Below are 13918 nucleotides of genomic sequence, written 5' to 3'. Positions count from 1 at the left end.
CCGACATCGACAAGATGTCGAGCTGACGCGCATCGGCGCGGCTCCCATCCTGGAGGGCGACCCCGTCCCCGTGTCCGCAGGAGCCCGGCCGTGACCGCCACCACCGAAACCCAGCGCAGGCTGCGCACCGAGATCCCCGGCCCCGCCTCGCGCGCCCTGCAGGAGCGACGCGCCGGCGTCGTCGCCGCGGGCGTGAGTTCGGTGCTGCCCGTCTACATCACCTCCGCCGAGGGCGGTCTGCTCACCGACGTCGACGGCAACGTCCTGATCGACTTCGGCTCCGGTATCGCCGTGACCAACGTCGGCCACGCGGCGCCCGCCGTCGTCGACCGGGTCCGGGAGCAGGTAGGCCGGTTCACGCACACGTGTTTCATGGTCACGCCGTACGAGGGCTACGTCGAGGTGTGCGAGGCACTCGACAAGCTGACACCCGGCACCCATGAGAAGCGTTCGGTGCTGTTCAACTCCGGCGCCGAGGCCGTCGAGAACGCGGTGAAGATCGCCCGCGCCGCGACCGGCCGCCAGGCAGTCGTCGTGTTCGACCACGCCTACCACGGCCGCACCAACCTGACGATGGCGCTGACCGCGAAGTCCATCCCCTACAAGCACGGTTTCGGCCCGTTCGCGCCCGAGGTCTACCGCGTCCCGGGGTCGTACCCGTACCGCGATGGCCTCTCCGGTCCCGAGGCGGCGCGGATCGCCATCGACCGCATCGAGAAGCAGATCGGCGGCGACCAGGTCGCGGCCGTCGTCCTCGAACCGGTGCAGGGTGAGGGCGGGTTCATCGAGCCCGCGCCCGGCTTCCTGCCGGCGTTGTCGAAGTGGTGCACCGAAAACGGCGTCGTGTTCGTCGCCGACGAGGTGCAGACCGGCTTCTGCCGCACCGGCGAGTGGTTCGCCTCCACGCACGAAGAGGTCGTGCCGGATCTGATCGCCACGGCCAAGGGCATCGCGGGCGGGCTTCCGCTCGCGGCGGTCACCGGCCGCGCGGAACTGCTCGACGCCGTCGGGCCGGGCGGGCTCGGCGGAACCTACGGCGGTAACCCGATCGCGTGCGCCGCGGCGCTCGGTTCGATCGAGGTCATGCGGCAGGAGAACCTGGCGGCGTCGGCGAAGCGCATCGAGAACGCGGTACTGCCGCGACTTCGGGAGCTGGCCGCGGAGACCGGCGTGATCGGTGACGTCCGCGGGCGTGGCGCGATGCTGGCCGCCGAGTTCGTCAAACCCGGCACCACCGAACCGGACGCCGATCTGACCAAACGGATCGCGCAGGCCTGTCACCAGGCCGGAGTCGTCGTCCTCACCTGCGGCACCTACGGCAACGTCGTCCGTTTGCTGCCGCCGCTTTCCCTGTCCACCGAACTGCTCGACGAAGGCCTGTCCGTCCTCGAGCACGCTGTCCGCACGGAGGCCGCCAAGTGACCACATTTCCTTACTGGGTAGCCGGAAAGCCGGTCACCAGCGACGAGACCGTCATCGTCCGTCACTCCTTCGACGGAAGCGAGGCGGGCACGCACCACGTTCCGTCCACTTCGGACATCGAGACCGCCGTGCAGGCGGCGCACGACGTCCAGGAGGAGTTCGCGACGCTGCCCGCCCACGTCCGGGCGGGCGCGTTGGACCACGTGTCCCGGGTCTTGGGTGAGCGGTCCGAAGAGCTGGCGCGGCTGATCACCGCCGAGTCGGGCAAGCCGCTGAAGTGGGCGCGCGGCGAGGTCGGCCGGGCGGCGTCGACGTTCCGCTGGGCGGCGGAGGAGGCTCGCCGGTTCTCCGGTGACCTGCAGCGGCTCGACACCGATCCGGGCGGCACCGGACGGCTGGCGCTGGTGCGCCGCGTGCCGAAGGGCCCGGTTCTCGGCATCACGCCGTTCAATTTCCCGCTGAACCTGGTGGCGCACAAGGTCGCGCCCGCGATCGCGGTCGGCGCGCCGATCGTGCTCAAGCCCGCGCCCGCGACGCCGCTGACCGCGCTGCTGCTCGGCGAGATCCTCGCCGAGACGGACCTGCCTGCCGGAAGCTGGTCGATTCTCCCGGTGAGCAACGAGGAATCGGCCAAGCTGGTGGCCGACCCCCGGCTGCCGGTCGTGTCGTTCACCGGCTCCGTGCCGGTGGGCTGGGGTATCCGCGACAGCGTGCCGCGCAAGCACGTCGCGCTCGAACTCGGCGGTAACGCCGCGGTTCTGGTCTGTCCTGATTGGACGGATCTGGATTTCGCGGCGCAGCGGATCGCGACGTTCGCGATGTACCAGGCCGGGCAGTCGTGCATCTCGGTGCAGCGGGTGTACGCGCACGCCGACGTCTACGACGAGCTTCGAGCGAAGGTGCTGGAGCAGGTGCGGGCGCTCGGGACCGGTGACCCGCGGGCGGACGGCGTGGACGTCGGGCCGCTGATCAACACCGCCGCCGCTTCCCGGGTGGAGTCGTGGATCGCCGCGGCCGTCGACGCGGGTGGCGAACTGCTGACCGGCGGGAAGCGCGACGGCGCGACCGTCGAGCCGACCGTGCTCGCGAACGTGCCGGAGGATGCGGCGGTGATGGCCGACGAGGTCTTCGGGCCGGTCGTCTCGATCACGCGCGTCGAATCGGTGGACGACGGAGTGCGGCGGATCAACGACTCGCGCTTCGGGCTGCAGGCCGGCGTGTTCACCCGCGACCTGCCGACCGCGTTCGACGTGTCCGCGAAGCTGCGTGTCGGCGGTGTGCTCGTCGGCGACGTGCCGAGCTTCCGGGCCGACCAGATGCCCTACGGCGGCGTGAAGGACTCCGGTGTCGGCCGCGAGGGCCCGGCGTCGGCGATGGCCGACTTCACCGAGGAGCGCGTCACCGTCCTGACCGGCCTGACCCTCTGACGACCCGCATTCAGAGCACCATGAGGGGTAAGCCAAATATGGCGTGCCCTCCTGCGGTTCGGACCGGCCACCGGAAGCCGGGCCGCGCCCCAGTGTCTACAAGGGACACTTTTCCGAAGAAGACTGTCCGACTTGGGTGGTTTGCGCGGTTTTGGGCGGGGGTCGTGAGTGGCAATGAGGGTTCTAACCCTATTCGCCACTCACGACCCCACGCGGAACCGCACACACAGGCCCAAATCGGACACCGAGTCTCCGAAAAACGTCCCTTGTGGACAGTCAAGGACGCGCCGTGTCTCGGCGGGGAGCACCTGACTGCAACCGCGATAGCAAAGGTCCCTTGCTTCAGCCGAGGGCGCGGAGCAGCGCGGAGTGGGCCTCGACGAGCGAAGGGCCGTACCAGGTCAGATGGCGTCCGGAGACCAGGACGTACGTCGCGCCGGGGAACGCTTCGGGACCGTCGTCGGCGGTGAACTCGTAGGGCTCGTCGGGCAGGACGAGCAAGTTCGCGTCCCCGGCCGCGAAGCGCTCCTGGAGTTCTTCGAGCTTGGGACGCGGATAGCGCTCTTCGTCGTCTGCGTAGACGTTGCCGATTCCGACGCGTCGCAGGACGTCGCCGCCAAAGGTGTCCCGGCCGAGCACGATCCACGGCTTCCGCCAGACCGGCACGACCGCCCGGAACCGCTCCGGCCGCGTCTCCCGCCACACCTCTTCGGCCTCGACCAGCCAGTCCGGCTCGGCGAGGTCGTAGGCCTGCGTCAGTAGCCGCCGGATCGAGCCCAGCGCGGCGGGCACGGTGGCCGACGCCTCCATCACCCAGACCGGGATCCCGTTGGCGCGCAGGCGTTCCACGTCTTCCGGCCGGTTCTCCTCGGAGTTGGCCAAGACCAGGTCCGGTTCGAGTTCGAGCACCTTGTCCACGTTCGGATACTTCGAACCGCCCACCCTCGGGACGTCCAGATCCACCGGATGGGTGCAGTAGTCGGTGGCGCCCGCGAGCCTTCCCGGCGCGCTCACCTCGACGGCCTCGGTCAGCGACGGCACGAGTGAGACCACCCGCGACGCCGGTTCGCGCAGCGGGACGACTTCGCCGAGATCGTCGATCATGCGCGCTCGAAGGACAGTTTCCGCTTGTCGACGTCCACTGCGGTGAGCCGGACCTGGATCCGCTCACCCTCCGGCAGCTTCCCGCCCGCGCACTTGCCCATCACCGGCGGGTTCTCGATCAGGATCTCCGCCTTGTTCTCGTCGGCCCGCAGGACGATCGCGCCGAACTCCTCACCGATGTGCTCGGCCATCACCCAGGCCTCGACCTGGTCGATGCAGGCCCGTTCGACCTTCGCCGCCAGCGTGTCGGACGCGGTCATCTGGTCCGGCACCTCCGAAAGCGCCGCGCGGACCCACGCGGGTACCTCGCGGCCGGCGCTCACCGCGAGGCAGATCTCGGTGGCGAACCGGTCGACCAGCCGCCGGATCGGCGCGGTGACGTGGGCGTACGCGCCACCGATTCCGGCGTGGGTGGTCAAGGCGGGCAGTTCACCGTCGAACGAGGTGTACCCGGCGCCGCGCAAAAGGCGTGTGGTGTCGGCGAAAAGCGCCATCGAGGCGGGCTGGCCGGGATCGAGCGCGGCGAGGAACTCCGACACGCTCTTGCCCTCGGGCCAGTCGATGTTCAGCGCCTGGGCGGACCGGCGCAGCCAATCGACCGCTTCGGGCTCCGGCGCGGGCAGGGTCCGCAGGACCCCGATCTTGGCCTCGATCATGAGCTTCGCCGCCGCCATCCCGGTGAGCAGCGAGATCTCGGCGTTCCACGCGTCGACGTCGTTGCGCGGCCGCTGGACCAGCACCCAGCCGCCGTCGGGATCGCCGTTGATCTCCTGTTCCGGCAACTGCAGTTCGACCGCGCCACGCCGGACCGCGAGTTCGCGGCGCAGACGGCCCAGTTCCGGCAGCGCCGCGACCGACGGATGCGGGTCACCCGCGTCGATCGAGGCCTGGACGGTCTCGTAGTCGAACTGCTCGGTGGACCGGACCAGCGCGCGGCGGACGTTGGTCGCCGTCGGCTCGCCGCCCGCGTCGACGTCGATGGTCCACAGCACGGCGGGCCGGGTCTCCCCCGGCAGCAGGCTCGCCGCGCCTTCGGACAACACCGGCGGATGCAGCGGCACGTTTCCGTCCGGCAGGTAGAGCGTCTGGCCGCGGCGTCGCGCTTCCTTGTCGAGCGCACCACCCGGTGGGATGAACGCGGCCAGATCGGCGATCGCGTAGTGGACCCGGAATCCGCCGCCCTCGACGCGCTCGATCAGCACCGCCTGGTCGAGATCCTTGGCACCGGGCGGATCGATGGTGACGAAGGGCAGACCGGTGGCGTCCTCGCGTTCCCCCGCCGACTCGAGCGGGTCGACGACCGCCGCCTCCGCCTCGGCGAGCACGTCGGGCCCGAACGTCTCCGGCAGCAAGAACTCGGCGCGCAGGCGACCGAAGTCCCCTCCGGCCGCGTGTGTCCTGATCACGAGTGGAGGCACCACCCAACCCTATCTCGATCCGGCCCGGTTGATCGCCCGTTCGGGTGCGGGCCGGTCGGGTGTACGTTACGGGCCGAAATGAAAACCGATACCCTTTTCAAAACGACAGGAAGGGCCGTGGCGTGAAGATCGCGTTCGTCGGGAAGGGCGGCAGCGGCAAGACCACGTTGGCGTCGCTGTTCACCGCGTACCTGGCCGGCGCCGGGAAACCGGTACTGGCGATCGACGCGGACATCAACCAGCACCTCGCCGTCGCGCTCGGCGCGAGCGAGGAAGAGGCCATCGCGTGGCCGACGCTGGGCGACAACATGGGCCTGATCAAGGAGTACCTGCGCGGCGACAACCCGCGGATCACCGACGCGGCCTCGATGATCAAGACGACTCCGCCCGGACGCGGTTCGCGGCTGGTCCGGCCGTTCGAGGACAACCCGATCTTCCAGGCCTGCTTCCGCGAGTTCGGCGGGGTGCGGCTCGGCGTCACCGGTCAATTCGACGAGGACGACCTCGGCGTCGCCTGCTACCACTCGAAGGTCGGCGCGGCGGAACTGCTGCTGAACCACATGATCGACGACGCGGGCGAATACGTGGTCATGGACATGACCGCGGGCGCCGACGCGTTCGCGTCCGGCCTCTTCACGCGATTCGACGTGACGTTCCTGGTATGCGAGCCGACCGTGCGCAGCGTCGGCGTGTACCGGCAGTACGCCGACTACGCCCGGGACTTCGGCGTCCGGCTGGTCGTCGTGGGCAACAAGGTGACCGAAGAGGAGGACATCGAGTTCCTGCGCGACGAGGTCGGCGACGCGCTGCTGGGCTGGATGGAGAACTCGCGGCACGTCCGCGCCGCCGAACGCGGCCGCGCGCGCCCGATCGGCGAACTCGAGGCGCACAACCTCCAGACGCTGGGCTCGATGCTCGCGACCGTCGACGCCGAGCAGCGTGACTGGGCGCGCTACCAGCGTCAGGGCGTCGAGTTCCACCTCCGCAACGCGCGGGCGTGGGGCAGCGGCCGCGCCGGGGAAGACCTCACGGCGCAGGTGGACCCGGAGTTCGTGCTGGGCCCCGCGTTGGCCCGGCAGGACGCCTGAACTGCGGATTCACGCGCGAAGAGAGCAAGGGACCTTTGCTATCGCTTACTTAGGCATGCTAAGCGAGTGAGCGCAAAGGTCCCTTGTTTGGTCGATCATAGGGTCCTACCTGGGGTTTTGCGGCGGATTGAGGCGTGTGGGCCGTCACCAGGCCGTTAGGCGGCTTGGTCGGTGTCCGGTGAGCTGTTGAGCAGCGCGTCGACCGCTGCCCGGGTGCGTTCGTGGCTGCCGGGCAGCAGGTGGGTATAGACCTTGAGCGTGAACCCGGGGTCCGTGTGCCCGAGGTAGGCCGCGAGCGCTTTGATGGACTCGCCCGCGTCCAGAAGCACGGACGCGTACAGATGCCGCAAAGCGTGCATACCGTCCTCTGGTGTCGGCTTGGCGATCCCGGCTCGCCGAAGCGCGGGTTTCCAGATTCTCTGGGTACACACGTTCCGGTTGATCGGCTTACCTGTCTCGCTCACCAGCAGTAACCGGACCGTGACCGGCACGCCGCCGGGGTGCCGCCAAGGCAAGGTGACAGCGACGGAGGGGAAGTGCTGGGCGTAGCTGTCCAGTAGTTCCAGGAGTTCGCCAGAGATCGGGACCTCTCTGGTTTTGCCGCCCTTGGGTAGGGCGAACACGAGCTTGCCTCGCACCATGCGGATCTGCCGCTGAATGTTCGCGATGTTGCGGGTGCGGTCCACGTCGTCGTCGAGGGAGAATCCCAGGACTTCGCCCTGCCGGAGGCCAAGACCGCGTGGGAGGTCGACCAGTGGCCGGTAGCGCGGCGGCAGGGTCGCGCGCACCTGGTGCGAACGCCGGACCGGCCAGACCCGCACGCGGGTGAGTATGCGGCGGGGGCGTTTGACGCTCTTGGCGTGTGCGGGGTTGTCGCGGATCCTCTTGTCGTCTTTGGCGAACTCCATGATCGCGGTGAAGTGCGCGAAGTACCGCACCTGACACGACACGCTGACTTCGGCGTCCTGGAGTGCCCGTAGCCACTTTTGCACGTGCGAAGGCTTGACCGCCCCCACGGCCTTATTCCCGAAAACGGGGATCAGGTGTTTTTTCACGTCTCGTGCGATCAGCTCCAGGGACGTGTAGTCGCAGGTTTGAGCGGCGAGCCACTTGTTCGCGATCGTCTCGAACAGCACTTGACCCGCTCGCGGGTCGAGGTAGGTTCCTTCACGCTTGCTCGCCTCGACCTCAATCAGGAAGTCTTCGGCGAGCTTCTTTGCCTTGTCTGGGAAAGCTTTGGAGCGCTCGATCCCGTCCGGGTCGAGGTAGCGGACCTTGTAGCGTAAACCCACTCCGTAGGTGTCGGTCCGCTCTAGCGCTGGTTTGCCGGTCCCGGTGAACAGTAGCTCGCCGTTGTCGTCGCGTTTCTGTCGGAACCAGCGGTCTTGGATATGTGCCACAGGTTTTCCTTTCACTGTAGGGATTTGCCGCTTGATTGCTGTGCGGCGAACCACTCGCGGACGCGAGCGGGGTCATAGCGAAGGTGGCGTCCGGTCTTGTGGACCGGTGGCCCTTCGCCGCGCCATTTCCACCGGTACAACGTTGTGACCGGCACACGCAGGTAGTCGGACACGTCTTCTGGTGTCCACAAGGTCTCCTCAGACACGGTTCCTCCCTTCTCGTGCGTGGTTGTCTCGGGATTGCAGCCGCGCGGCGATACCAGCAGCGAGGGCGATTTCGGCGTCGTCGCGGTAGCCCGCGCTGGCAAAGTCCCAATCGTTGATGACTGCCACCGACTCCATACCGCCAGAGATTCCGAGGCGGGTAAGGGTTTCTTCCATCCTGTAGGCACGTCGGGCGAGGCGGATCGAGGTGAATGTCATGGAATAGACGCGGCTCTTAGTGAGGAAGTGACCGCGAAAACCGAGCATGTGTGCCCACTTGCGCAGGTTGAGAGGTGCGTACCGCTCCAGGCTGCCCAAAGTCCAGGCGGTCTGGATCAGCCGCCGATGATGCGGCGACACCCGCAGGTAGTCGATGTGCCGCTGCGAGCGCACGGGCCGGTCGCTTCCCGTGGTGGTGGCTCCGGTGTCCTTTGTGGAGTACTTCGCGACGTAAGCGGCCAGCCGCGCTTCACTGATCGCACCGTCGATGTCTTCGACCGAGGCGCGGGCGGTCGAGGCGATATGACGTACGTCGAGCTGTCGCCCCCACGTCAACTCCAGAGGAGAGCCGTCCGGCCGTTCGATCGTGACCTTGGTGGACGTTGCCGCCGCGCGTACGGCCTGTTCCAGAAGTTCATCGGTTGCCCAAGCCGGCGGCGGGGTGCTTGGTCCGTCCGGGCCGTCGATTCGGGTGACGGCGTGAAAGTGCACCGCCCCTCGCCGCTGAAACTCAGCTACCTTCCCGTAGGAGATCCTTGCCGCGTAAGGAAAGTCTCGTACCCGGATGTCCGCGAGCGCGGCGAGTTCGCGGCGCAGCCGGATGACGAACCGTTGCCACAGCATGGTGGCGTGCGCTTGCCATAACACCGCCGCCGTGTAGTCGTAGGTGTCCGAGTCGATCGGCGATCCGAGGCGGGTGTCGCCCTCGTGGTGGCACTCGTCGCAGCGGCACGGAATCCTCCGGCCCCGCGTCGAATAGCCGGGATCACTATGCACTGGGCCGAAACTTGGCGCGGTGAGCGTGACGAACGCGCGTGGTCGGTTCGCGACCGATTCCGGCACGCTCGCCGTGCCGCCGATCAGTCCGGCGCGCACCACATGGAACGCGTCGCCCGCGTAGCGCGCCGAGCAGGTCGGGCACACGGTCGCGCGTCGGTTGCCGCACGGTGTGAACACCGCGCCGCTGAAACCGTGCAGCAGTAACCCGGTTGCGATGTCGCGGATCTGAGTCTTGCCGTGCAATGTGATCGGGCGAGCGCAGCCGCCGACCGCAATCACTTTGTCGCGCCAGCGGGGAAAATCCTTGGCGGCCAATCGGTAGGAGATGCGGTCATCGAGAGTCCACATGAGAACCTCCTAGAAAGCTGGTAAACCACAAGACGGGGCATGACCGAGTGGCCATGCCCCGTCCGAGGGGATCGAGAGAGTGTTGCGGCTACCGCGCGGATAGTGTTTTGTGAACGCTTCCGTGGGGGATTGGTCCGTATGCAGTGACGAACCGGACGAGTTCGGTGATGTCGGCGTCGCTGACGTAGGCGGCGCGGACACGAACCGGCACCCGCTTGCGCGGCCGGATCACATAGCCGATCCCCGCAGCTTCAGGGATATCGGGGATGTCATCGGCGCGGGCACCGCGAGCCCGCGCATCCTCCCCCAGTACCCCATCAACGTGGTTTCCCACGGTCAGGCGAAGGCAGATCCGCCAGGTGAACAAGTCCCTGATGCTGACCGTATCTTTCGTGGGTTCCTGCACGAGACCGATCATGGTGTGCCCGGAAGCTCGGCCTTGCGAGCCGACCAGCGAGAGTTGCCCGCGAAGCTGCCGCGCGATAGTCGGGTCACCGTAGGCCAGCAGCGCGGCCATCTCATCCACGATCAACAAGTTGACCGGGGTGTCGCGGGAGATATTCAGACGGCGGGTGCCGCCAGCGGCGAAAACTTGTTGTGCCGCTTGCATATCCTCCACGTAATCGGTGACCAGATCCGCACACTCCTGCCCGGTAGCGGCGTACCGGTAGGCGATGTCTCGGAGTGCGGAGAACTCGAACTGTTTCGGGTCGGCGATCCAGACCCGCACCAGCCCGTCGCGGATCATCGGCGCGACCGACCGCAAGATCGACATGGGGATCGAGTTCTTACCCGCGCCGGTGTTGCCCGCAACGAAGATGTGCTTGCCCAGTACGGGAATACGCCACTGCTTCCCGTACTCGGTCTCACCGAGATACACATCACCCAGGTCGACGGCGTCGGAGGTCTCGAGCATCTCCGGAGCCGGGATCGTTTTTGTGAAAGGTTCGCGACGTTGGATGATTAGGCCGATAGTGCCGGGTTTGATCTGCTCCACGGCGATCCGTTGCACGCGTAGGGCGTGTGCGAGTTCCGCCGTCTTGTTCTCATAGTTCTTCTCGCTTTGTCCGGCCACGATCCGCACATGCAGCGTGTCCACTGTAGACGAATAAGAACGGGCTCTGGTGATCCGTGGAAACCGTTCCTCGTTCGTTTTGCGGTGAGCCGTCGACAGCTCGCAGGCTCGTAGAACGTGATGCCAGCGCGGGCCGAGGTAGCTGGTCCAGCGCCGCCACCACGCCCGAACATGCGGTGCGGCGTACTGGTCGAACGTGTCGGGATGAGCCCGATACCAAGCGAGCATGACGAACGCGAGACCGGCAAGCGCGATGGCCGTCGCCCGCCAATCCCACCAGGTCCCCGCCCACCAGATAGCGGCGGGAGTCAGCCACATTCCCGGATGCCGCGCCGCCCACAAGAGAGCCTTCACCTCCCGACCCCGGCGACGCGACGAAGAGTCAGCCATGATCATTTCCCTTCTACACAAAGGAAAACCGGCCCCAGGAGCACGCCCGATAGGACACGACTAAGGCCGGTATGCAGCGGTCAACGGTCGATCTCGGCGAGCCGGTCGACCCCATCGGCCACATGACCGGCGAGATCGTTAATCCGGATATACAACATCAACAGGTTCAAGCCGGCCACCTTCACTTGGTTGGCCATGACCCGGTTAGTTGAGTTGACCACGGCCGCCGACGCTTCGAGGAAGTCTCCGAACTCGCGGATCTTCTTCGACGTGATGAGAAAATCCTCAGAGATCTCCAGCAGTGTTGTGCGTGTCGCCATCGCTCACCTCCTCGCCTTGCCCAGCAATGCCCTTTTCTGCATCTGGCTAAGCAGGTCCTCTGCCAGCGCGTTCAAGCGGTGTTTGTGCGAGAGCAAGTCGATGGCATAGCCGCGGGCCATCGCGCCCAACCCTTCCGAAGCCGTCATGAGCACGGTGGCGTGCCCGTCGAACCGGTCGGAGATTACCCCGAGCGCCGTTGCGGTCTTACGGTAGGTTTCCACCAGCTTCATCAGGATCATCATGTCGATCATCTTGGAACCTCCCACCCCAATAGTTGTTGTCACACATAGACGTCTAGCGGTTTTCCATCGCGTTGAGTACGCCCACCAGCGCGGCGAGCTTACGACCGGCCATCAGAAGATTGACCGTGATCGCGGTCGTGTGCACCGACAGTCCACTGTGGATGTCGGCCACCAGATCGGCCACGTTGGTCACGCGGTCTTCCAGCAGTTGCGCCTGGTCCTGAATGTCAATCAGCGTTGCCAGCACGTTCTGCTTCGCCCTGCTACCCACAACTTGCTCCTTTCCTGCCAGCGCGAGCGCGCCGCGCGGGCCGGTAGGTGGTATCGATGCCCAGTTCTCGTTCGTAGTCGCGGGCTTGCCGCCACCGTGGAGAATCAGCGGGTGGGTTGTCGGCGTAGATGTCGCCGAGAACCATCGCGGTGATCGCCGCGCTCAGATCAAGGATCCGATCCGGCAGCCACGACACCACCCACCGATCCACCCGGTGCGCGGTGTGCGTGCCACGCCCGCCCACCATCAAATCCTCGGTGACTATCCGAGTTCCCATGCACTTTCCTTCCTTTGATTGTTGTTCTTCACGTCGTTAGTCCATGCCCCCATGGCCGTCGTGTTGACGCTTAAGTGTCAACACGACGGCCGTAGGGGCAGCTTTTTTTGGCATGGTTTGGCCCACTATGGATTTGTCAAACAACAAAACGCCTTACACCCCAACGGAAACAAGGGTTCGAGTTGCCGCCCTAGGTGGCAGCGGGGGCGCGTTCCTTCGTCTTTGGTGGCGCGGTTAGTGGCTTGAGGCCCGCGGCCTTGTACCACTGACCCGTGGCGGTAATCGCCCCCGCGTCGTTGCGCATCTCGTAGGTGTTCACCACCGGGTCAATCAGCTCGACGCGGGTGTCGACGTCGAAACCGGAGCCGGGATCAACCGGCAGGTTCACGCGGATCTCTTCACCCTTGTCTTGCTGCTCCTGCCCCGGCACCGGTTGCCGCTTACAGAACACCGCGACCACGAACTGCGTTTCACCGGCGCGGTTGGTCACCGGCACCCGTTTGCCGTCGACCTCACGCGTCTTGACGGCGGGCTCCTCGGTCACCAGTAGCCGGAAGCCGCTGAGGTTGATCGGAAGATTCTGCATGACATCGCCTCCTATCCTGTGTGTCAACTGTGGTACTACAGCTGACTGTAGCAGGTGTGGTACCACAGTCAAGAGGGTGTGGCAGGTGTATCACTTGTATTAGGTGAACCACCCCGGATAGGCTGATGGGCATGGTGAATTCACCTTCCGATCCTGGCGGCCCGTTGCAGCCAAGTACGCAACTGGCTGAGGGGCTGCGCAGCGCGATCGACGCGGGTGAATACCAGATAGGCGACATGCTCCCATCGGTGCGCGAACTGTCCAAGGTTCACCGGTTGTCCACCACGACCGTGCAGCGGGCGCTCACTGTCTTGCGGGACGAAGGGCTCGTGCAGCCGTGGCACGGCAAGGGAACAGTCGTTCTCCGCAGACCCGGCCAGGCGCAGCTCGATACCGCCACAATCGACGAGGAATCGCCGGTTGTCCGGGAGATCTTCGCCCGTCTGGAGAACCTAAGGGAGCTGTACGTCGAGATTAACCAACGTCTGACTAAGGTCGAGGAGGAACATCCTCGTCGTCAGACAAAGCCTCGACGCGGCGCTTGACGTCACCGTAGAGCACTTCGAGTGCGGCGAGCTGATCCGCGATCACCCGCAGATCATCGTCGCCATCGCGAGCCGTGGTCACGTCATCGCCGGACAATATCGCTCCTTTAGGTGTCTACATGTGTTTCCCCGTAACGGAAATCAGCGTTGCGCGGCCCCATTGCCGCTGTTCATTCTCGCGGTCGCCCCGGTACGAGCGTCCCAGAAAGCGAGAACCTTTCACGTCTTTCTTGCCTATCTGGTTGACGAGCGGGGCGCATCCAATTCGACCAAGCCTCACCGAAAAGGAGCACCGCATGCACGTGCGCTCAACGGGGCGCGCAACGGCGAGTCTGGGTTGCCCAGTGCGCCGTGCCCATCGAGCCGGAGTCGACACGTTCACTGTGATGCCCTCCTTTCTGTGACGTCGTGGTCTGAACCTTCCGGTGCCCAGTGTTGCCGCGCTGCTAATCACCGCGCCACCATGAAGATTGATCAACCCCGATCGGGGCGGCAAGATCACCTGATAAATGATGTTCACCTAGCACGCTAGGCAACAAGAAGAGCACGTCACCAATGATTCGAGCTGCCGCGTACACCATGCGAGACAAGAACGGTGACGCTGCGCATTAACTGCCACATTAATCACGAAAAGTCGATAATCGCGGTTGGTGCGATATTCGCCCATCCGCGCTCGTGTCGGCCCCAGAGCGCCACCGCCGCATCCGAGGTTAGTGCATTCGGGTGAGCCGGCGAGCAAACCTCAACGCTACGACCTGTCACAGGTGTGCACCCAACGTTACCGGCGTGGTGACTCTGCGG

At 65.9% G+C, this 13918-nt stretch carries 15 protein-coding genes; 4 read left to right on the top strand and 11 right to left on the bottom strand.

What is annotated here, in order from left to right; genetic code table 11:
* Positions 1–90: 90 nt before the first annotated feature.
* The gene (gabT, locus tag ACZ5ZX_RS27820) at positions 91–1422 is read left to right on the top strand and encodes a 4-aminobutyrate--2-oxoglutarate transaminase (protein ID WP_465504908.1); all 1332 of its coding nucleotides are present in this window, start codon (positions 91–93) and stop codon (positions 1420–1422) included.
* Positions 1419–2849: an aldehyde dehydrogenase family protein gene (locus tag ACZ5ZX_RS27815; RefSeq protein ID WP_465504907.1), complete on the top strand. Its 1431-nt coding sequence runs from the start codon at positions 1419–1421 to the stop codon at positions 2847–2849. The genes gabT and ACZ5ZX_RS27815 overlap by 4 nt, the downstream gene beginning before the upstream one ends.
* A 342-nt stretch (positions 2850–3191) precedes the next feature.
* Here the strand turns inward: ACZ5ZX_RS27815 and ACZ5ZX_RS27810 are convergent, their stop codons facing one another.
* Positions 3192–3953, bottom strand: coding sequence for a helical backbone metal receptor (locus tag ACZ5ZX_RS27810; RefSeq protein WP_465504906.1), 762 nt, complete (start codon positions 3951–3953; stop codon positions 3192–3194).
* The gene (locus tag ACZ5ZX_RS27805; RefSeq protein WP_465504947.1) at positions 3950–5359 is read right to left on the bottom strand and encodes an RNB domain-containing ribonuclease; all 1410 of its coding nucleotides are present in this window, start codon (positions 5357–5359) and stop codon (positions 3950–3952) included. Before ACZ5ZX_RS27805 ends, ACZ5ZX_RS27810 begins: the two co-directional genes overlap by 4 nt.
* A gap of 134 nt (positions 5360–5493) precedes the next feature.
* On the opposite strand from ACZ5ZX_RS27805, the gene ACZ5ZX_RS27800 reads away from it, so the two are divergent.
* On the top strand, positions 5494–6459 hold the full coding sequence (locus ACZ5ZX_RS27800; RefSeq protein WP_465504905.1) for an ATP-binding protein: 966 nt from the start codon (positions 5494–5496) through the stop codon (positions 6457–6459).
* Positions 6460–6614: 155 nt separating this feature from the next.
* Here the strand turns inward: ACZ5ZX_RS27800 and ACZ5ZX_RS27795 are convergent, their stop codons facing one another.
* From ACZ5ZX_RS27795 to ACZ5ZX_RS27755, 9 genes are all read right to left on the bottom strand, one after another.
* Positions 6615–7859, bottom strand: coding sequence for a tyrosine-type recombinase/integrase (locus tag ACZ5ZX_RS27795; RefSeq protein WP_465504904.1), 1245 nt, complete (start codon positions 7857–7859; stop codon positions 6615–6617).
* Between the two features lie 11 nt (positions 7860–7870).
* Entirely contained in the window at positions 7871–8032 is a 162-nt protein-coding gene (locus ACZ5ZX_RS27790; protein WP_465504946.1) for a helix-turn-helix domain-containing protein, read from the bottom strand.
* 25 nt (positions 8033–8057) lie between these two features.
* Positions 8058–9410 (bottom strand): replication initiator, encoded by a 1353-nt coding sequence (locus ACZ5ZX_RS27785; protein WP_465504903.1) that lies wholly within the window; start codon positions 9408–9410, stop codon positions 8058–8060.
* An 88-nt stretch (positions 9411–9498) separates the two neighbouring features.
* Complete coding sequence (locus ACZ5ZX_RS27780; protein ID WP_465504902.1) at positions 9499–10875, bottom strand: FtsK/SpoIIIE domain-containing protein; 1377 nt, start codon at positions 10873–10875, stop codon at positions 9499–9501.
* Between the two features lie 80 nt (positions 10876–10955).
* On the bottom strand, positions 10956–11195 hold the full coding sequence (locus tag ACZ5ZX_RS27775) for a hypothetical protein (protein ID WP_465504901.1): 240 nt from the start codon (positions 11193–11195) through the stop codon (positions 10956–10958).
* A 3-nt stretch (positions 11196–11198) separates the two neighbouring features.
* Positions 11199–11447: a hypothetical protein gene (locus tag ACZ5ZX_RS27770; protein WP_465504900.1), complete on the bottom strand. Its 249-nt coding sequence runs from the start codon at positions 11445–11447 to the stop codon at positions 11199–11201.
* Between the two features lie 43 nt (positions 11448–11490).
* Entirely contained in the window at positions 11491–11709 is a 219-nt protein-coding gene (locus ACZ5ZX_RS27765; protein WP_465504899.1) for a hypothetical protein, read from the bottom strand.
* Positions 11702–11986, bottom strand: a complete 285-nt coding sequence (locus ACZ5ZX_RS27760; protein WP_465504898.1) for a hypothetical protein — start codon at positions 11984–11986, stop codon at positions 11702–11704. Before ACZ5ZX_RS27760 ends, ACZ5ZX_RS27765 begins: the two co-directional genes overlap by 8 nt.
* A gap of 190 nt (positions 11987–12176) precedes the next feature.
* On the bottom strand, positions 12177–12572 hold the full coding sequence (locus ACZ5ZX_RS27755; RefSeq protein ID WP_465504897.1) for a hypothetical protein: 396 nt from the start codon (positions 12570–12572) through the stop codon (positions 12177–12179).
* A 131-nt stretch (positions 12573–12703) separates the two neighbouring features.
* Between ACZ5ZX_RS27755 and ACZ5ZX_RS27750 the strand changes: the two genes are divergently transcribed.
* Positions 12704–13117, top strand: a complete 414-nt coding sequence (locus ACZ5ZX_RS27750) for a GntR family transcriptional regulator (RefSeq protein WP_465504896.1) — start codon at positions 12704–12706, stop codon at positions 13115–13117.
* Positions 13118–13918 lie beyond the last annotated feature (801 nt).

This window comes from Amycolatopsis sp. NPDC033938, from assembly GCF_055575975.1.
This window is presented reverse-complemented; position numbering and strand designations above follow the sequence as displayed.